The sequence below is a fragment of the Desulfosporosinus lacus DSM 15449 genome (assembly GCF_900129935.1).
GTDB classification, from domain to species: Bacteria; Bacillota; Desulfitobacteriia; order Desulfitobacteriales; family Desulfitobacteriaceae; genus Desulfosporosinus; species Desulfosporosinus lacus.
The window spans coordinates 179357-196699 of record NZ_FQXJ01000006.1 but is presented as its reverse complement, the minus strand read 5'-3'; the positions used below and the strand labels follow the sequence as shown (position 1 = coordinate 196699).

The following is a 17343-nucleotide window of genomic DNA, read 5'->3' as shown; positions in this document are numbered from 1 at the left end:
ATTAAGAAATACACAATCATTATTCCAAGAACTCCAAAAATGGTTTTTCCATACTCACAAGTGCATTAACCATCAATTCTACTAAACCGCCATATTGAACATTAAATTTGTCTGTCGCCTCGTAAAACTCTAGAATGTCGCGAATAGCTCCTTTACAATTAGAACAAGGTGCACACACATATTTAGGCAGGGCAGTATTTTCCATACTATCCTGAAAGGCTCCGAGGATCTGGTTAAACTTCATACGAGAGCTTACTTTGTTTCTCCATTCAGAGAAGTTCATAGAATTCGTAATAGCAAAACCACCGCCGCCGCCACAACAATAATTGTCAACACCATGCGGAGTCATCTCTCTAAACTGAGGACATATGGCTTTTAAGACATTTCGTTGCGGTTCCACAATCCCCATTCCTCGAACATAATTACAAGGATCATGGAGCGTTACAGGAAAGTTATTTTTTCTGGGATCTAACCTTAATTGTTTGAGCCTGACCATATCCCAAAGAAGAGGGAGACAACTCTCAACCGGAACTTTAGCATCTGCAAACACCATTCGATCCGCTATTAGCGCCGAAGCCTTATGAGCATGTCCGCACTCTGCAATGACTATTCGGTTGACTCCTAGTTCTTTGGCAACTTTCATCTGTAATGTGGCCAGAGCTTTTGCTTGGAAATCATCATACCATATCCCGTAGTTTACATTGTCATATCCAGCGATTTCACTGCTGAGTGTCCAATTCAAACCAGCTTCTTCAAAGAGAATAGCAAAAGCGATAGGGTTTTCCGGCCAGGCCATGTACTCGCCCGCATTATGGATCAGAAGAATATCAGCACCCTTTTTGTCCATGGGAAATTTGATTTTTAAGCCATACTTCTCTTCGATATCCTCTTCTAAAAACTCTATCGTATCTAAGAAAGCCGGTTTGCTAACTCCCGTAGATGAACCGGTTTTTATTTGGAGAACCGTTCCTTTGGTATGGAGGGGGAGAGGTGCAATGCCCATCTCTTGGCTGAAAATTTTACGGATTTCTTTCGTGAGAATGGCATTATCTAAGCCCAATGGACAAGTCTGAGCACAACGACGGCAAAGATTACAGCGATAGGCTAATTCTCCAAGCCGAGCAATTGTTTCCCAATTTACATCGATATCAGCTCCGACAAAACTGCCTAGAAGCTTTCCGCTTTTGGTAAAGTACTTCTTTACAATCTTGCGAAGAACTTCGGAGCGGAAAATTGGGCGATACAGCTCATTGTTTCCCGAGGCTTCGTAGATATGACAGGCCGCTGAACACGTATCACATTTTGCGCAGTATTCAAAGGATAATAAGAGGGGCTGGAGCACTCCATTGTTGGCATCTGAAAAGCTTTTTTCTAAGCCATTGAGGAATTTCCGTACAAATTCATCCTCTTCAGCTTTGGTTTTTGGGCGAATCAACGTATCGATTCCGACGTAGCCATCCAAAGATGTACAGAATTTTTCTTTCCATGCGGGTTTAGGATCAGTTAAGGGCGGTTCCATTCCTGGTTTATTATAGGGCGGAAATAATGGCATTAGCTGTTCAGGTTCAAGTTTGATCAGTTGCTCATCTGATCGTCCCATATCTTTTGGGCGTAAATCTCTTTGATTGATCATATTTAACTCTCCTCTTTCGACAAGTTAACTCTCCAAAATATGTAGTTATTCCTTGGGCTGCGTCTTATCGCCTAATAACGAAGTGAGTAAAAAGATAATCTTAATATGATATAATTCATGTCAATATAGTTGTATAGTTATTGACATATGCCCCATTCGATTTTATTATACTCTGTATTGAACATATGTCAATAAACGTTTTTTATTATCCTAAGCATTGAATTTCTTAATATCTGGAATAGTTGTGCTTTTAATGGAGGGAGGTAAGGTGCAGCAAATAAAAAGTCTGAATTTACGCTGAGAAAGAAGACTTTCTTGGTGTTGAGGGAGGTCACGAATAAACAGAACACTTAGTTATTGACATATGTTCAAAATGGAGTATAATTCAATTTGTAAAGGGCATATGTCAATAACTAAAGGGGGGCGGTAGTATGCCGAGAAGAGATGGAACGGGTCCGATGGGCGGATCTATGAACGGTGCCGGTTTAGGCCAAGGGTCAGGTTACAGAAGGGGCCCGGGTAGGAATTTCACAAAAGATTTAATAGTGCCAAAAACGCAAAAGGAATTGTTGCAAGAGCAAAAAGAACAACTTGAAAAAAGGCTTGCTGATATTAGCAAGCAATTGGAGATTTTATAACTGGTAGTTGAAAGCACGCCTGCAGGCTTGTAACTTTCTTAATGAAATAATTGAGGTGTACGAATTATGCCAAGACCCAGAAAATGGAGAAAAGTTTGTTGCTTGCCGGAAAGCAACAGCTTTGGGCCCCTTAATACGTTAATCAATCAAGAACATTTTGTAATCATGACAGTTGATGAGTATGAGACGATACGGCTCATTGACTTAGAAGGTTTTACCCAGGAAGAGTCTGCCGACCAAATGAATATAGCACGTACAACCGTCCAGCGCATTTATAATGATGCGAGGAGAAAACTGGCAGATTCCTTGGTCAACGGAAAAATGTTAAGAATTGAGGGCGGTGATTATAAGCTGTGTGACGGACTCGAAAAAACATGCGGTTGTGGTGGCTGCCTCAGACATAAATGCGATAGAAGTTTTAGGCTTGAGGATAATGGAGGTGAGTGATCATATATTCGGAGAAAGTGATAGAACACTTTATGTGTCCACAAAATGCTTACAGTATGCCTGATGCCAATGCTCAGGGAGTATGTGGGGATTCTTCATGCGGAGATGAACTCATCATTTTTCTGAAAGTACAAGATAATTATATTCAAGAGATTAGTTATCTGGTGTTTGGTTGTTGTGCATCAATTGCAACATCTAGTATGACGTCAGTATTGGCTAAAGGAAAAAGCCTGGAGGATGCTTTGGCTATTACCGAAGAAGATATTATCCAGGCACTGGATGGTCTACCTGAAGCTAAGGTGCATTGTTCAAATCTAGGAGTTAGTGCTTTGCGTGATGCCATAAACAATTACCGCGAAATCACCAAAGACAAGTGTTAAGGAGGATTCTCAATGAAAATTGCAATTCCAGTCGATGACAAATCCATGGAAACAAGTGTCAGCCAATCCTTTGGTCGCACCCCTTATTATCTGATTTATGATACCGAATCGAAGGAGAGTGTTTTTTTAGATAACAGCGCAGTAGCCAGCCAAGGCGGCGCTGGGATCAAGGCTGCCCAGACGATTGTAGACAGCAAGGTGAGCGCTTTACTTACTCCTCGATGTGGGGAGAATGCCGCAGATGTTCTCAAGGCAGCCAATATCAAATTATACAAAACTGTAAATGCTTCTATTCAAGACAATATTGATGCATTAAATGACGGAAAGCTATCCTTGTTAGAAGATATCCATCCTGGGTTTCATGGTCATGGAGGCTAATAGCATGAAGATAGCTGTCCTAAGCGGCAAGGGAGGCACGGGAAAAACACTTGTATCTGTAAATCTGGCTTCGGCAGCTAAGGATGCTATCTATATAGACTGCGATGTTGAAGAGCCAAACGGACGTCTTTTTTTTAAGCCCAAGAACATTGCATCAGAAAGCGTTTCAATTAAAATTCCTTTCGCAGATCAAAAGCTTTGTGTTGGTTGCCGGAAATGCATTGATTTTTGTAAGTTCAATGCTATAGCCTTTATCATCAACAAGGTGATCGTGTTTGATGACGTTTGTCATTCTTGTGGAGGGTGCGTACTTTTTTGTCCGGAGAAGGCCTTGACGGAGAAAGATAAAATTATTGGAGAAGTTCAGAGTGGTGTTTCAGAAAATGTCAGTGTCATTACTGGGATATTAAATACGGGTGAAGCATCCGGCGTCCCCCTTATCAAGAAGCTCCTGAATAACAATTTAGCAGGGAAAGAATTGACCTTTATAGATTGTCCACCGGGGAGTGCCTGTATTGTCATGGAAAGCATCAAGGATGCAGACTATTGTATTATGGTTGCCGAGCCCACCTTGTTTGGAGTACATAACCTCAATATGGTTTATGAACTGGTAAAGTTGTTCAAGAAGCCGCATGCCGCAGTACTTAACAAATGTCTGGAGGGAGAAAATCCTGCTGAAGACTTTTGCCGAGAAAAAGATATTAAGATTTTAGGCAAGATACCCTTTGACAGTGAGCTTGGAACACTGAATTCCAATGCTCTCATCTCAGTTAGAGAGAACCAGAAGTATCGTGATATGTTCTCTTCTATGCTTCAAATTGTGGCTAAGGAGGTGCAACATGAAACAGTTGCTAATTCTTAGCGGCAAGGGCGGTACGGGAAAGACAACAATCGCCAGTGCTTTTATTCAGTTATCAGAGGCTAAAGTGTATGCAGATTGTGATGTGGATGCACCTAATTTACATTTAATAATGAATCAGGCATCCGTTGCCAAGCGCTCAGGCTATTATGGAATGCCCAAGGCACATATTGATCTAAATGAATGTGTGCAATGTGATTTGTGCAGGCAAAACTGCCGCTTTAATGCTATTCAGGCGGATATTGATTATAAAGTTGATTACTATGCCTGTGAAGGTTGCGGCGTTTGTCAAGCCCTTTGTCCCGCAGGAGCTGTATCGCTCAAACCTGCCCTGGCAGGAGAATTAATGCTCTACGCCAATGATTCGGTGTTTTCAACTGCAGAGCTTAAAATGGGGAGCGGTAACTCAGGGATGCTGGTCACCGAGGTGAAAAAGCAGATGAAGTCAGGGGCTGCAGATGCTGGGCTTGCAATTATTGATGGATCTCCGGGTATAGGATGTCCGGTCATCGCCTCGCTTAGCGGTGTTGATATGGTGCTGATTGTTGCAGAACCTTCTATCTCAGGCATTAGTGATATGGAACGCATCATTAAAACAGCGGAAAAATTCCATACCAGAATCGCCATTTGTATTAATAAATATGACACCAATATTGAAAACACAAAAAAGATAGAGTGGTTTTGTCAAAAACTCTATCTGCCTTGTGCAGGAAGAATACCCTATGACCCGGATGCTGTTAAAGCAATCAACCAAGGTCAGAGCATTGTTGAGATGGATTGCGAAGCAGGACGTGCTGCCAAAGCTGTTTTTGATAAGACAATTAAACTGTTATTCAATGAATGTTTAGGGTTGTAAGTTTGAATATGACTAAACCGATCAGCTTAGCAACTTGATAAGGCATGTATGAATCTTTTGATGGGGAGTGGCTTGGCAATAATATGTAAAAATTAGGAATAAATGGAGGAATGTAACATGAAAATCGCAGTAGCAAGTAATAATGGAATGGTTACAGAGCATTTTGGTCATTGCGAGAGTTTCAGTATCTTTGAAACTGAAAACAATCAGATTGTTAAGAGTGAGTCCATCCCAAACCCCGGGCATAAGCCGGGCTTTTTACCGAACTTCTTAAACGACATAGGAATTAATGTTATTATTTCAGGCGGTATGGGTGGTGGCGCGATCCAAATATTTAACGAGAAGGGTATCGAAGTAATTACAGGCGCAAAAGGGCTGGCAAAGGCTGCAGCAGAGCTCTATTCACAAGGCAAACTTAAAACTACTGGCTCAGTTTGCCATGAACATCAGCACCACGATGAATGCGGACATTAAAGGAGCTATAGGGATGACTGAAGGTAGTGGACAAAATGAACGTTTTGATAACAGACATTAATTAAGCAAGATTCAACAGATGTTGTAATGGGACAATGGTAGAGTAATTCAATGCCTCCTGGCTAATACTATTTTAGCAAGGAGGCAATTTTATTGGGGGTTTATCGCTGGACTGATTCGCTGTAATTCCGATGGTATACTAAGTACTTAATCAACTCTGCCTTAAAGTAAGCAAGATATCTAATAAACGTTTTTGTTATAAGTATGAAATAAACTCATTCAAATTAAGATATATTCTATTCTCCCAGTACTCACAACAAAAGCCCTATAGGAATAATATGGGATGTGAGGATGGAACTGGGAGGCGACCGGTTTGGAAGCTGAGGAACGGGTTTGTTATATCGAACGTTTAGAAGAATTAAGAGATTCCAAAGTCTTAGTCTATTTTTCTTATACACCGTTAGATGATTCGATCTTGGTCCCCCTATATAAACAGTTGAAAGAAATAGGGCATACTAAAAAAATTGATTTAGTTCTACACAGTTATGGGGGAGCGGTGGATACTCCTTATAAAGTTGTGATGTTGATTCGAGAGTTTTGTGAAGAATTTGCCGTAATTGTTCCCTTTGTTGCCAAATCAGCTGCTTCGATGCTTGCCCTAGGGGCAGATGAGGTAGTGATGGGACCGATCTCCGAACTAGGCCCTATTGATCCATTGGTTAAGCATCCAATTTATAAAGACGTTTTAGTACCCGTTCAAGCAGTTTGGCATTGCTTAGATTTTTTTCAAAGGTTAATTGTCAACAGTTCTACCCCTGAAGTTGCAACCGATATTGCTGCTCCAATGCTTGCTAAGCTTGATCCTTGGCTTATCGGGGACTACGAAAAGACAATCAAGGCATCAAGGCAATATGCAGAAACATTATTATCGCGCTATATGCTTAAAGACTCTCCTGAAAAAGTTTCCATCGTGACCCATGCTCTAACAGAAGGATACTTTTCCCACGGATATCCAATCGGACGTCGAGAAGCAAAAGAACTAGGGATTAAAGTAACTGAAGCACATGGAGAACTATGGGATATTATTTGGAATCTGTATCTTGGCTATGAAAAACTTTTTAAAGAAAACGAATAAAAGGACTCGCGTAGGCGGTCTTTTTATTCGTTTTCTTTAGTTTCCAGTGATAACATATTGCAGGTTATCCATTAATGAGGTAGGATAAACATAATGCTTGGTTTTGCAATTTAGTTATGTTAAGTATATGATTAGATGATGAGTAGATAGTTTTGGAGGTGCCTGAATATGCTAACAACGTTTGGATTAATTACTCCAGTGACTGCGGGAATCGCCCTTGTAATTGCTCTAGTTATTTTTGGACCAGGAAAACTCCCGGATTTGGGGAAAGCCCTTGGAAAAGGGATTAAAGAATTCAAATCCGCTACTGAAGGTGATGACAAACCTGAAGAGGTCAAAGAAGTAAAAGAAGTAAAAGAAGTTAAGACTGTAAAAATCGAAAAAGAGTAATAGTCACACAGATAGAGAAAGACGGAGCAGAAGCCCCGTCTTTTTGCTTGTATAGAAAATTTTATTTAAAGCTGTAAAGAGTTAAACTTATCTTTAGTTTTTTGAACTTCTTGAGCTTGAGCATCACTAGTCGGATACCATCCTTTTTGGTTCATTACATTATACAGGTTTTCATGAATACTATGTTCTTCCGTTAGGATATCCTTTAAGTTCTGCCTTAAATTAGCACATGTCGATTCGGTAATGAACGTATTAATGGTAGAAGATGTGTGCTTTTCAGAAGTCAATAAATCTGTCAAAATTTCCTGCTCAGACAACGTATTTTGCATGTTAAATCCCGCCCTTTCTGTTTATTGATGAGAATTTAAATAATTGAGCAATGTATCGTAATGTTTACGATGTTGTTGGGAGATGGAAGTAAGTTGGGAGCTAATGGCTTGGTCTTGAACGGATTGAGCTGCTTGGGCGAACTTATGAACTAGCAACGCTTCCGCGCCAAGTTGGTCATTTAAAATGGTCAGATTTTTTGCTGTTAATTCAGGATTTGAAGTATTCATTTGCATTCTCCTCTCAGTATATTTAACCTTTTATAGGATGTCACATTAAAGAAGAAGTATGTAGACTTGAAAATTAAATATAAGAAATATTACTTCAAATATATATCATCAGGAATATAAAATTGGGGTTGAAATGGATTAATTTGGAAACAATATTTTAGTAAGTTGAACATCAATCGCAATGCTCTAACCTCGAACATCCTTGTTGGGGTCATGGCTACAGTAACACTCGGAGCTGGTGTTAGTTATAGTTTTCTAAAATAAGGAGAAAATAAATATATGAATACTTCGGATGTTAAGCCCTCAAATAGAGTGAAGTTGATTTATCTATACGTAACAAAGGTCTTTCCTATTGTGAAACAAGAGCTAAATGAATGGAAGCAAAAAGCTAAAGAGGCACCTGATGCACGATTGAGTCAACAAGCCTTAGAGAGTATTCGCTTAAAAGCCTTTCACTGTCAAGGGGGGAGTATTTATGCTCTTTATCCAGGCATTAATAGGGCAGAAACTATTCGATTTATCGTAGCCTATCAAACTATGAGCGATTATCTGGATAATCTTGTGGACAGTCTTGAAGTGCAAGACGAAAACGCATTCTCACAATTGCATTTAGCAATGCAAGAGGCCTTAAATCCTGAAGCGGTTCCGTCAGACTATTATTTATACTATCCTTATCGCGAGGATGGTGGGTACCTGGAACAGTTGGTCAAAACCTGCCAAGAAAGTATACGCCAATTGCCATCACATAAAACAGTTCAAGAGGAAGCCATTAAGTTAGCCGAGCTATATTCTTACTTGCAAACTTATAAACATTTAGCAATGGATAAACGGGAAGCTAAAATGCTAGAGTGGATTAACCCTCATATATCTAAGGACTCTCAGATTACGGCCTGGGAATTTGCAGCTGCAACAGGGTCGACCTTAGGCATTTTCTGCCTGTATGCAGTGGCTCATCATCCCAAATTACCAATAGGACAAGTTAAGATGATTACTAATGCCTATTTCCCCTGGATATGCGGCCTTCATATCTTATTGGATTATTTCATTGATCTGCGCGAAGATCGCGAGACGAATCAGTTAAATTTCGTAGCCTATTACGATCATGCGGATATGATTTATGAGCGCATGCACTTATTTCTGGAAAACTCCCTAAAACAAGCACAGCTTTTGGAATATCCTAAGTTTCATGAAGTTGTCATTAAAGGACTTCTCGCTATGTATCTGTCCGATGAAAAGAGCATGGATGTTGACATTCAGTCTATTGTGAAGAAACTATTAGACAGGAGCGGGGTAGGAGTTAAGTTGCTCTATCGATTGTGTCGGCAACTTCGAAAAAGTAACGTTATTTAAATGAGGGACTGAAAGAGTCGATAACCTATAAATTGCGAGGGATCCATTATGGCTTTAAATTAGACCATAATGGATCTCTTTTATAGTCGCATGATTTTACACTCTGCGGAGTAAGATCGAATCAGCGAGATTGATCAGTGTTGTTTTATAATGGCTCGAAGGAATTGCATCCAGGCTTTCCTTGGCATGGTTAATACATTGAGTTGCGGTGAGATAGGCTTGATCAATACATCCTGTATTGATAAGAGCTTCTTTGATGCTTTGAGTGCCTTGATAGGTAATTTTACGAAGTTCCATGATTTCCTTTAGCCAGCTCCCATAAATCGGTTTTTCTAAGAGATATAGTATCGGAAGAGTAATGTTTCCATTGACCAGATCAGCTCCTACCGGTTTACCAAGGGATTCAGTATCCCCGTTAATATCCAGGATGTCATCAGTGATCTGGTAGGCATAACCTAGATTTAGTCCGTATTCTCTCATTAGACCCAGCTCTTCTGGCTTGGCACCTGCCAGGATAGCCCCAGATTGACAGCATGCTGCTAGAAGAATTCCGGTTTTTTTAGCAATCCGATTAAAATAACCTTCCGTGTTAACCGAGCTCGAAAATTGATCATCCGCTTGATGAACTTCCCCATGGCACATAGCTTGAATGGCATCAACCAGAAAGGTCATACTGGTTAATAACTGTTGTTTAGAAAGGATATTAAAGGCTTCAGCGAAGAGGTAGTCCCCAGTTAATATTGCTGCATGGTTACCATATTCCGAGACTATTGTTGGTTTTCCTCGTCGAGTAGCTGATTCATCAATAACATCGTCATGAATCAGGGAAGCCATGTGAATAAGTTCTGACGCGACAGCTGCTTCAATCATTAATGGATTTAAGGGAGCAAAACACATACCACTATAAAGGGTGAGGAGTGGTCGGATTCTTTTGCCACCGGATTGTAACAAACTTATACAGGTTTGTCGAATGAGACCATCGGCTTTTTGGAGTACAGTCTGTAACTGATCCTCAACAAAGAGGAGTTCCGTGAATTGGAGATTGGGAATAGATGTTTCTGTATTGATATAAAGTTGTTGTATACTCATTGCATCCGCCTCTGTCCTCTTTTTTGAAATATAGTAAAAGCTTTTATATTATGTCATAAAGCGGATGATAGGATACCCTAAGTAGAAATATATTTCTAAATCCTTAACCTCGTAATTATCTTAATGATACGTTAGCAATATGAGTAAGATTAATTCTATGGGGGAATCTAAAAATGTTCGAGCTATAGTTTGAATTAATTAAAGGAACAAAAAATACATTGAGGAGGCAAATTTAATGAGTAATGAAAATGACAAAGAACATGCATCTCAATTAAATCGTCAGCCCTGGGAACCGGCAGGTGTAGTGAGTGTAATAGAAGATGATAAAACGCCAAAGTACGGTGATGATGGCGGCAAGAATGCCAAGGGCGGCATGTTAACCTTAGAGGTTAAAGAAGTCTTTCACGATAAGGGGATCATGCAAGGGCTCAACAACACAAATCCAAAAGGGTAAGGCTAATAGCTGAATCATGTACTGAATAAATTAATTAAAAATCTCCGGCAGGTGTCAATATGATGGACACGTTGCCGGAGCAAATACGAGCATTTAATTAAAATTTCATTTGGAAAATATAGTAACATTCGATGACTCAGAGGTGAAATAATGCATAAAACAAGAATTTGGAATGATCTAATCAAGCCAACAATCTTGGCATACATAATAGCATGTGCAATCCCAGCAAGTATCGCTGGAACATATTATATTTACAGTCGTTTTTTTTAATCAAAAATATGGGGTTTTGTTTTTTTATTAGGGGAGTTTTAGGGATGGCTTATTAGCTTGTATATAAATCTTGAATACTAACATTAACAATGCGATAGAAATAAGGGTTAATGCTCCGGTAAGCCAAAAGGCTGTATGAGCCCCAAACCTATCTGCTGCAAAACCAGCAAACATGTTTCCAATCGGACTCGCCCCGGCAAAGACGAGAGAATAGACACTCATCACTCTTCCTCGATATTCATCTCTCGCATTAATTTGGAGGATCGAATTAGCTGTTGTGCTAAACCAAATATTAAAAATTCCGGTGATAATTAATAGTATCCCCGTGTAATAATACATTTTAGTAAAGCTAATTAAGATTAAATTAACGGAAACAACCACAGCACTGCCTATCAAAACATTAGCCTTTGGTCCGGATTTGCTGTTTAGGGATACCATTAATGCTCCTAAAAATGATCCCACGCCTAAGGCCGACATCAAGAATCCATAGACATATTCTCCTTGGTGAAGCACATTTTTCGTGAAGACTGGAATTAGGACATTGAAGTTAAAAACAAAAATTCCGATTATTAATACCATCATAAGGGTTTTAAGAAGGGGTGGCTCACCAGTTATATACTTCAACCCATTCTTTATCTCTTTAAGTATATTGTTTTCAACTTTCTTTCTTACATAAGGCGTGACTTTAATCTTAAGCAGGCTGACAAGAACCGCCATAAAGCTTAATCCATTGAGAAAAAAGCACCATTCTGGACCTAAAGAAGCCATGATTAAGGCTCCTATAGCAGGCCCAATAATCCTTGCCAAATTAAAGGTGGCAGAATTCAAAGCAATGGCGTTCATTAAATCCTGCTTGCCAGCCAATTCAATAGTAAAGGATTGTCTTGTAGGCATATCAACAGTGTTTAAGAATCCTAGTATTAAAGCCAGAATAAGTATGTATTCATAGCGGACTGTATGAGTAAAAACTAGCATAAATAAGGTGAAGGCCAAAATCATCGAAATAAATTGAGTGATCAGCAGAATGGTTCTTTTAGGATATTTGTCAATCAGCACTCCAGCAAACAACGAAAACAAAGTAATGGGTAAGAATTGAATAGCTCCTAATAAGCCCACCAGCATGGGAGATCCTGTCAAAGAAAATACAAGCCATGTTTGCCCGATACTTTGCATCCATGTTCCAATTAAAGAAACACATTGCCCGAGCCAATAAATTCGGAAATTATCATGGGTTAAGGCGGGAAATCTACGGCTTAACATCCTTTTAGCGTTTATAATGATATCCATAAGAATACACCTTCGTGTCACTTTAGGTTTTGGAATATGTGACTTAGTAATTATATCATAATGAATTACTGTTACTAAGGCAATTTTTGACCATAGAATATAATTCGAGTTGATATGGCATAAAAATCCTTTCAGAGACATTACTTTACTGATACAATAGGAAAATAAATAAGTAATGTAAGGATATGAGAATTATGAACGTGATGATTTTAACAAGCAGCCCGAATATTGATGGGTTGACTGCTGCCTGTGGAAACGCTGCTAAGGCGGGGGCAGAAGAGACAGGGGCAAAAGTCGTAATGGTAAACTTAAATCAGCAACGAATTGGCAGTTGCCATGCCTGTGGCAATGGCTGGGGAACTTGCCGCAATGAACATGAATGTCAAGTAAAGGATGATTTTCAGAGTTTACATGCTTCTATGGCGGATATGGATGCCTTTGTCTTAATAACCCCAGTTTATTGGGGAGAGATGAGTGAATCAGCGAAATCTTTCACTGATCGGTTAAGACGGTGCGAGGCCTTGAAAAAAGAGAAGACGTTCTTCGAAGAAAAACCAGTGATAGCCGTTGCCGCAGCAGGGGGAAGCGGTAATGGAATAACCTCATGTCTCACCTCAATGGAAAGACTTCTTACTCATGTAAAAGCTGAAAGGTTTGACTTTATTGGAGTAACTCAAAAAAATAAAAGATACAAGCTGGAAACTATTTATGATGCCGCTAAAGAGATGGTTTTAAAGCGAAAAGATAAGTAATACATCCTATAGAGTATGGCAAAAGCCATCACCTTGGTATTCAAGGTGATGGCTTTTATACATCGGAGGGCAAGAAGGCTAATTTGAAGCTTCCTGCTTCTTAAAATAATCAGAAACAGCAGTAGATTGCATTTCATCCCAGTTTTTGAATTTGGTTTTCTTCTTTATGAATACGTCAAAATCCTCATTGAGAAGAGCCATAAAGTCTTCCAGACTATTTACGTTAAACTTTCCAACAGTGAGGAGCTCACCAAAATTTGCAAATTGGGTATAAGTGCTCATGAAAGATGGTGTAAACAAATCAGTAAAGCTTACCATACCAAGTTTTTGCTCGGATTTTTCAGCGTTTTTTTCCAAGTTTTCAGTTAAACGGTCTAAATCAGATTTATTATTATCATTCATACGTTCTTTCTCCACCTTTACTAATGTTGAGTTTGTATTAATGACTTTTGAACAGCTAGATACATTATAATATAAATGACAATAGAGTGACAGTATTTAGCTTATTCCGAGTCATTCTTGAACGGGTGTTCTTCATTATTCCAAAACGTACCACCTTGTTTAAATGCATCAGTGCTAAGAATCTCCATTTCTCCTTCACGCAGAGCAGTATTAAAGAATTGTTCAATAGTAATACCAAGTTTAGTACATACATAATTAAGACGTTTACGATCTTCGTCAGAAACCGGGATCACAAGATATTGAGTTTTCATTATAAATCACCTCTAATCTAGTGATTCGATAGAAAGAGAGAAAAACCTGCCTCGCGGACAGAAAAACTCTAAATGGTTTAATTTGGATGCTTCGTCATGTAATCCTTAAGCCACAGTGTATGGAATTCTTCATCGAGCAGATAATCCATAAGAGTATTTCGAAGCTCAGAATAATGTTTATCTCTACTCTCGGTGATAAAAGTGCGATAGGCCTCCATGGCCTTGTTTTCCAGAGCAACACCTAGCTTGCAGGTATTACTGGCACCGCTTAATCCTACCATATCCCCAATAAAACCACCGGCCATTTCAAAGACTGAACCTACAACATTAGGCACTTCAATATTTGCCTTGTCTAACACCTGTGCAAAAAAATCAGCATGGCCACTTTCGATTTGTACCATTTTTTCAAACGCTTTACTGTAGTATTCATTTGTTGAAGCAGAGACTTGAGATTCATAAAATGCAACCTGAAACGTTTCTAATGTGTAGAACTCTTTTAACCGAAAAATCAACTTATCGTCCATAGTTATACCTCACAATCTAGAACCTCATTTCTACTTAGATTTTATCAAACATGGCTATTTTATCCCAAATAAAAAATACTTGGAAAAGCTTGGCCGTTTCTGTTAATATAACCTATAGAGTCAATAATTGTTCAATGTATACAATGGCCAAATATTCCTGTATTGGATTTCTGGTCATGGTTGGGTGGTATGCATAATACATATTAAAGAATCTAGGGGGTTAATTAGAAGATGGATACCAGTTCCAGTGTAGGTCGCTTATTTACCATAAATCCTCCTGTCGGTAGAAACTTGCCTGTAAGCAGGCTTGTAGAAATAGCATTGAATCGGCGGGAAGGAGTGCTGTCTAATACCGGTGCGCTTTGTTGTACTACCGGAAACTACACTGGCCGCTCTCCAAAGGATCGATTTATTGTTGAGGAGACTTCGGTGCGTAGTCAGATTGCTTGGGGAGAAGTTAATAAACCTATTAGCCCTGAGACATTTAATAAACTTTATCAGCGGGCATTGGCTTATTTAGAGACTAAAGAATACTTCGTGTTTGAAGGGTTTGCGGGGGCAGACAACAAATACAGTATGCCAATAAGAGTAATTAATGAATATGCCTGGCACAATATTTTTGTCCAACAGCTATTTATTAGACCGACTGCAGAACAACTGGAAAGCCATCAACCTGAATTCACTATGATATGTACTCCAGGTTTAAGAGCGGATCCTGAAACAGACGGAACGAATTCCGAAGCTTATATTATTTTATCCCTTGAGAAAAAGGTCATTATCTTAGGGGGTACTGAGTACGCTGGAGAAATGAAAAAGTCGATTTTTAGTGTCCTTAATTACTTAATGCCTTTTCGTGAAGTTTTGCCTATGCACTGTTCGGCTAATGTCGGAGCTAATCAAGATGTCGCACTTTTCTTTGGTCTGTCAGGCACGGGGAAAACTACTTTATCGGCTGATCCGGAACGCAGTCTAATTGGTGATGATGAGCATGGTTGGTCCGAAAACGGAGTATTTAATTTCGAAGGCGGTTGTTACGCTAAATGCATTGACCTGTCTCAAGAAAAAGAACCCCAAATTTGGAATGCCATTCATTTCGGGACAGTTATAGAAAATGTTATTTTAGACACAGATTGCAGGGTGCCAAATTACAAAGACAACTCTCTTACTGAAAATACGCGGGCTGGTTATCCTGTAACTTATATTGATAACGCTTTAATACCTAGTCTAGCCGGCCATCCGCGTGTGGTTGTGTTTTTGACCGCCGATGCCTTTGGGGCATTACCGCCGATTGCAAAGCTAACCAAAGAACAAGCCATGTATCATTTTTTGTCCGGCTATACATCAAAGCTTGCCGGTACGGAACTAGGAATCAGAGAACCTCAAGCCACATTTTCGACTTGTTTTGGAGAACCTTTTTTGCCATTGAGCCCGGCCGTTTATGCGGAAATGTTAGGAAATCGCATTGAACAGCATCAGTCTAAGGTTTATCTGGTAAATACCGGCTGGTCAGGCGGCCCTTATGGAATTGGAAAACGTCTGAATCTAACGTTTACCAGAGCTATGATAACAGCTGCTTTAAATGGAGACTTGGAGAAGGTTGCTTATCGTCCTGATCCGGTTTTTGGTATTCTAGTCCCAGAAGCGGTGAACGGAGTACCTGTTGAAATTTTAACTCCGCGTAATACTTGGGAAGACACTGAGGCTTATGACAAAACGGCAAACTCTCTCGCAGAGAGCTTTCGTCAGAATTTCCAAAGATTTGATGACGTTTCAGCTGAAATTCGTTCCGCTGGGCCCAACATCAAATAGAATGGGTTTGAAACGTTAAAATTACTTGAAGAACTTTCAAGTAGAATATATAGTAATATACCAAAACGGACAGCATTTGCTGTCCGTTTTTTTGTATAAAAGTCCTTTGGGTTGCACATTCTGTTCCAGGTTAATGTAATAATCGTTAATTTTCGATAAGGACCGTCAGAAAACAAGCACCAGAAACGTTATTACTATTATAGAAGAATTTTGGGGGGGATTTATATGAGCGGACTGGATTTTTTACTTACGTCCATTTGCTTCTCCGTTTTGGGCTATGGGTTATGCTACATTACTCTTTCATGTAACAATCAACTTAATACGCAAGATGAGCACATAGAAAATTCCTCACAGATTCTACACAAATAGGTCACGAAAATGCAACATATATAGATTATATTAATTATAGAGCCTTAAAAAATTAGGAAGGGAGATGTTTAAACCATGAAATTGATTATCACCTTACTCTTAATCGGTATGATACCCTCGTTTTTAAGAATGCTTCCAACGAATGAATACTCAGACTAATATGATGTCCATACATGAGTTAATTCCCGTTTATTAACGGTGATATAAGCTTCTTCAAAACAGAGCAATTGCCTGGATTCTTCTGTGGAAGCTATCTGAATAAGGTTTTATCAATTATTGAATTACTTAGAGAGAAAATAATCCCTGGAAGCTGAGCTTTCAGGGATTATTTTTATATGTTTTATGTTTTATGCTAGAGAGCAACCTGAAGAGTCTTAGGCTGTTTCCTCACTTCCATTCCATTTATCCTTCCAGCCATCCCATTTGGGGGCAGACGCCAGTTGTTTTTTCATTGATTTGCACTGTATAGTCCAAGGTCCGATACAAAGTGTAGGAATTTGCAGAGATAAATGAGTTATCATAATCCCTAAGTGTCTCCTAAATGCTTTACTCCCCCTGTCCTCTATAACATCAAATTCCTCAATAATTCCTAACACTTCGTTTATATTAGAACAAATTGACCCATTGGCCTTATTTTTATGTGATACAAAATACCCTATCACATCACAGTCGTTCTGCTCTTGTTCTTCCTCCGCCGGTTCCTCTTCTCTGAATTGAAGTCCATTAATGGTATCAAGGGCGTCTCTTAATTCTTCGGCTCTTTGTATTACCTCCATAAGATCATTGCCTTGTGTTATACAACCTTTAACTCCGATTATTTCTGCCAACCAAAGTCCTTCTTCATTAAGTGGGCTTGCTATAAGGGTGCAATTTTTCATTGCGGCTAACCTCCAAAAAGAAATTTAAGTTAACATTTCAAGATGTTATCTGGAAATACCTTCCATGAAAAGAAATTACTTTCCTACTATTCCGACTGATC

Annotated in this window: 22 protein-coding genes; 13 read left to right on the top strand and 9 right to left on the bottom strand. The window is 39.3% G+C overall.

The window, feature by feature from the left end; all coding sequences use genetic code 11:
- Positions 1–19: 19 nt before the first annotated feature.
- Positions 20–1633, bottom strand: coding sequence for a (Fe-S)-binding protein (locus BUB11_RS09860; RefSeq protein WP_073029590.1), 1614 nt, complete (start codon positions 1631–1633; stop codon positions 20–22).
- Between the two features lie 431 nt (positions 1634–2064).
- Here BUB11_RS09860 and BUB11_RS09855 point away from each other — a divergent pair, with 431 nt between their 5' ends.
- The 9 genes from BUB11_RS09855 (at position 2065) to tatA (ending at position 7190) form a co-directional block, all read left to right on the top strand.
- The gene (locus BUB11_RS09855) at positions 2065–2271 is read left to right on the top strand and encodes a DUF5320 domain-containing protein (protein WP_073029589.1); all 207 of its coding nucleotides are present in this window, start codon (positions 2065–2067) and stop codon (positions 2269–2271) included.
- 66 nt (positions 2272–2337) lie between these two features.
- Positions 2338–2718, top strand: coding sequence for a DUF134 domain-containing protein (locus BUB11_RS09850; RefSeq protein ID WP_073029588.1), 381 nt, complete (start codon positions 2338–2340; stop codon positions 2716–2718).
- Positions 2715–3098 carry an iron-sulfur cluster assembly scaffold protein gene (locus BUB11_RS09845; protein ID WP_073029587.1) on the top strand — a complete coding sequence of 128 codons (384 nt, stop codon included), beginning with the start codon at positions 2715–2717 and terminating at the stop codon, positions 3096–3098. Before BUB11_RS09850 ends, BUB11_RS09845 begins: the two co-directional genes overlap by 4 nt.
- A 12-nt stretch (positions 3099–3110) precedes the next feature.
- Positions 3111–3476: a NifB/NifX family molybdenum-iron cluster-binding protein gene (locus tag BUB11_RS09840; RefSeq protein WP_073029586.1), complete on the top strand. Its 366-nt coding sequence runs from the start codon at positions 3111–3113 to the stop codon at positions 3474–3476.
- Positions 3477–3480: 4 nt separating this feature from the next.
- A complete protein-coding gene (locus BUB11_RS09835) occupies positions 3481–4338 on the top strand; it encodes a nucleotide-binding protein (RefSeq protein ID WP_073029585.1) in 858 nt (285 codons plus the stop codon).
- Positions 4316–5191 (top strand): ATP-binding protein, encoded by an 876-nt coding sequence (locus BUB11_RS09830; RefSeq protein WP_073029584.1) that lies wholly within the window; start codon positions 4316–4318, stop codon positions 5189–5191. The genes BUB11_RS09835 and BUB11_RS09830 overlap by 23 nt, the downstream gene beginning before the upstream one ends.
- A gap of 117 nt (positions 5192–5308) precedes the next feature.
- Positions 5309–5665: a NifB/NifX family molybdenum-iron cluster-binding protein gene (locus BUB11_RS09825; RefSeq protein ID WP_073029583.1), complete on the top strand. Its 357-nt coding sequence runs from the start codon at positions 5309–5311 to the stop codon at positions 5663–5665.
- Between the two features lie 373 nt (positions 5666–6038).
- Positions 6039–6800, top strand: coding sequence for an SDH family Clp fold serine proteinase (locus BUB11_RS09820; protein ID WP_073029582.1), 762 nt, complete (start codon positions 6039–6041; stop codon positions 6798–6800).
- A gap of 168 nt (positions 6801–6968) precedes the next feature.
- Positions 6969–7190 carry a twin-arginine translocase TatA/TatE family subunit gene (tatA, locus tag BUB11_RS09815; RefSeq protein WP_073029581.1) on the top strand — a complete coding sequence of 74 codons (222 nt, stop codon included), beginning with the start codon at positions 6969–6971 and terminating at the stop codon, positions 7188–7190.
- Between the two features lie 65 nt (positions 7191–7255).
- On the opposite strand, the gene BUB11_RS09810 is transcribed toward tatA, so the two are convergent.
- Both BUB11_RS09810 and BUB11_RS09805 read right to left on the bottom strand, forming a co-directional pair.
- Positions 7256–7519, bottom strand: coding sequence for a spore coat protein (locus BUB11_RS09810; RefSeq protein WP_073029580.1), 264 nt, complete (start codon positions 7517–7519; stop codon positions 7256–7258).
- A gap of 21 nt (positions 7520–7540) precedes the next feature.
- Entirely contained in the window at positions 7541–7747 is a 207-nt protein-coding gene (locus BUB11_RS09805) for a ferritin family protein (protein WP_073029579.1), read from the bottom strand.
- 279 nt (positions 7748–8026) lie between these two features.
- Here BUB11_RS09805 and BUB11_RS09800 point away from each other — a divergent pair, with 279 nt between their 5' ends.
- Positions 8027–9097 carry a tetraprenyl-beta-curcumene synthase family protein gene (locus BUB11_RS09800; protein ID WP_073029578.1) on the top strand — a complete coding sequence of 357 codons (1071 nt, stop codon included), beginning with the start codon at positions 8027–8029 and terminating at the stop codon, positions 9095–9097.
- 96 nt (positions 9098–9193) lie between these two features.
- On the opposite strand, the gene BUB11_RS09795 is transcribed toward BUB11_RS09800, so the two are convergent.
- A complete protein-coding gene (locus BUB11_RS09795) occupies positions 9194–10186 on the bottom strand; it encodes a polyprenyl synthetase family protein (RefSeq protein WP_073029577.1) in 993 nt (330 codons plus the stop codon).
- A 235-nt stretch (positions 10187–10421) separates the two neighbouring features.
- Here BUB11_RS09795 and BUB11_RS09790 point away from each other — a divergent pair, with 235 nt between their 5' ends.
- A complete protein-coding gene (locus tag BUB11_RS09790; protein ID WP_073029576.1) occupies positions 10422–10640 on the top strand; it encodes a hypothetical protein in 219 nt (72 codons plus the stop codon).
- Positions 10641–10937: 297 nt separating this feature from the next.
- Here BUB11_RS09790 and BUB11_RS09785 read toward each other — a convergent pair whose 3' ends face one another.
- Positions 10938–12197: an MFS transporter gene (locus BUB11_RS09785; RefSeq protein ID WP_073029575.1), complete on the bottom strand. Its 1260-nt coding sequence runs from the start codon at positions 12195–12197 to the stop codon at positions 10938–10940.
- A 194-nt stretch (positions 12198–12391) separates the two neighbouring features.
- Here BUB11_RS09785 and BUB11_RS09780 point away from each other — a divergent pair, with 194 nt between their 5' ends.
- Complete coding sequence (locus BUB11_RS09780) at positions 12392–12949, top strand: flavodoxin family protein (RefSeq protein ID WP_073029574.1); 558 nt, start codon at positions 12392–12394, stop codon at positions 12947–12949.
- Positions 12950–13027: 78 nt separating this feature from the next.
- Here the strand turns inward: BUB11_RS09780 and BUB11_RS09775 are convergent, their stop codons facing one another.
- The 3 genes from BUB11_RS09775 to BUB11_RS09765 all read right to left on the bottom strand — a co-directional run bounded on the left by BUB11_RS09775 (position 13028) and on the right by BUB11_RS09765 (position 14186).
- Positions 13028–13351 carry a hypothetical protein gene (locus tag BUB11_RS09775; protein WP_073029573.1) on the bottom strand — a complete coding sequence of 108 codons (324 nt, stop codon included), beginning with the start codon at positions 13349–13351 and terminating at the stop codon, positions 13028–13030.
- A 101-nt stretch (positions 13352–13452) separates the two neighbouring features.
- The gene (locus tag BUB11_RS09770; protein ID WP_073029572.1) at positions 13453–13662 is read right to left on the bottom strand and encodes a hypothetical protein; all 210 of its coding nucleotides are present in this window, start codon (positions 13660–13662) and stop codon (positions 13453–13455) included.
- 77 nt (positions 13663–13739) lie between these two features.
- On the bottom strand, positions 13740–14186 hold the full coding sequence (locus tag BUB11_RS09765; RefSeq protein ID WP_073029571.1) for a demethoxyubiquinone hydroxylase family protein: 447 nt from the start codon (positions 14184–14186) through the stop codon (positions 13740–13742).
- A gap of 231 nt (positions 14187–14417) precedes the next feature.
- Here BUB11_RS09765 and pckA point away from each other — a divergent pair, with 231 nt between their 5' ends.
- Positions 14418–15995, top strand: coding sequence for a phosphoenolpyruvate carboxykinase (ATP) (gene pckA / locus BUB11_RS09760; protein ID WP_143187595.1), 1578 nt, complete (start codon positions 14418–14420; stop codon positions 15993–15995).
- 743 nt (positions 15996–16738) lie between these two features.
- Here the strand turns inward: pckA and BUB11_RS09755 are convergent.
- Entirely contained in the window at positions 16739–17242 is a 504-nt protein-coding gene (locus BUB11_RS09755; RefSeq protein ID WP_073029570.1) for a type II toxin-antitoxin system HicB family antitoxin, read from the bottom strand.
- Between the last annotated feature and the right edge of the window lie 101 nt (positions 17243–17343).

Excerpts from the sequence above, each read along its gene's own strand:
- BUB11_RS09825 (WP_073029583.1), top strand. The coding sequence starts at position 5,309 with ATGAAAATCGCAGTAGCAAGTAATAATGGAATGGTTACAGAGCATTTT.
- BUB11_RS09780 (WP_073029574.1), top strand. The coding sequence starts at position 12,392 with ATGAACGTGATGATTTTAACAAGCAGCCCGAATATTGATGGGTTGACT.
- BUB11_RS09835 (WP_073029585.1), top strand. The coding sequence starts at position 3,481 with ATGAAGATAGCTGTCCTAAGCGGCAAGGGAGGCACGGGAAAAACACTT.
- BUB11_RS09775 (WP_073029573.1), bottom strand. The coding sequence starts at position 13,351 with ATGAATGATAATAATAAATCTGATTTAGACCGTTTAACTGAAAACTTG.
- BUB11_RS09795 (WP_073029577.1), bottom strand. The coding sequence starts at position 10,186 with ATGAGTATACAACAACTTTATATCAATACAGAAACATCTATTCCCAAT.
- tatA (WP_073029581.1), top strand. The coding sequence starts at position 6,969 with ATGCTAACAACGTTTGGATTAATTACTCCAGTGACTGCGGGAATCGCC.
- pckA (WP_143187595.1), top strand. The coding sequence starts at position 14,418 with ATGGATACCAGTTCCAGTGTAGGTCGCTTATTTACCATAAATCCTCCT.
- BUB11_RS09850 (WP_073029588.1), top strand. The coding sequence starts at position 2,338 with ATGCCAAGACCCAGAAAATGGAGAAAAGTTTGTTGCTTGCCGGAAAGC.
- BUB11_RS09765 (WP_073029571.1), bottom strand. The coding sequence starts at position 14,186 with ATGGACGATAAGTTGATTTTTCGGTTAAAAGAGTTCTACACATTAGAA.
- BUB11_RS09755 (WP_073029570.1), bottom strand. The coding sequence starts at position 17,242 with ATGAAAAATTGCACCCTTATAGCAAGCCCACTTAATGAAGAAGGACTT.
- BUB11_RS09770 (WP_073029572.1), bottom strand. The coding sequence starts at position 13,662 with ATGAAAACTCAATATCTTGTGATCCCGGTTTCTGACGAAGATCGTAAA.
- BUB11_RS09790 (WP_073029576.1), top strand. The coding sequence starts at position 10,422 with ATGAGTAATGAAAATGACAAAGAACATGCATCTCAATTAAATCGTCAG.
- BUB11_RS09805 (WP_073029579.1), bottom strand. The coding sequence starts at position 7,747 with ATGAATACTTCAAATCCTGAATTAACAGCAAAAAATCTGACCATTTTA.
- BUB11_RS09785 (WP_073029575.1), bottom strand. The coding sequence starts at position 12,197 with ATGGATATCATTATAAACGCTAAAAGGATGTTAAGCCGTAGATTTCCC.
- BUB11_RS09855 (WP_073029589.1), top strand. The coding sequence starts at position 2,065 with ATGCCGAGAAGAGATGGAACGGGTCCGATGGGCGGATCTATGAACGGT.
- BUB11_RS09840 (WP_073029586.1), top strand. The coding sequence starts at position 3,111 with ATGAAAATTGCAATTCCAGTCGATGACAAATCCATGGAAACAAGTGTC.
- BUB11_RS09860 (WP_073029590.1), bottom strand. The coding sequence starts at position 1,633 with ATGATCAATCAAAGAGATTTACGCCCAAAAGATATGGGACGATCAGAT.
- BUB11_RS09810 (WP_073029580.1), bottom strand. The coding sequence starts at position 7,519 with ATGCAAAATACGTTGTCTGAGCAGGAAATTTTGACAGATTTATTGACT.
- BUB11_RS09800 (WP_073029578.1), top strand. The coding sequence starts at position 8,027 with ATGAATACTTCGGATGTTAAGCCCTCAAATAGAGTGAAGTTGATTTAT.
- BUB11_RS09830 (WP_073029584.1), top strand. The coding sequence starts at position 4,316 with ATGAAACAGTTGCTAATTCTTAGCGGCAAGGGCGGTACGGGAAAGACA.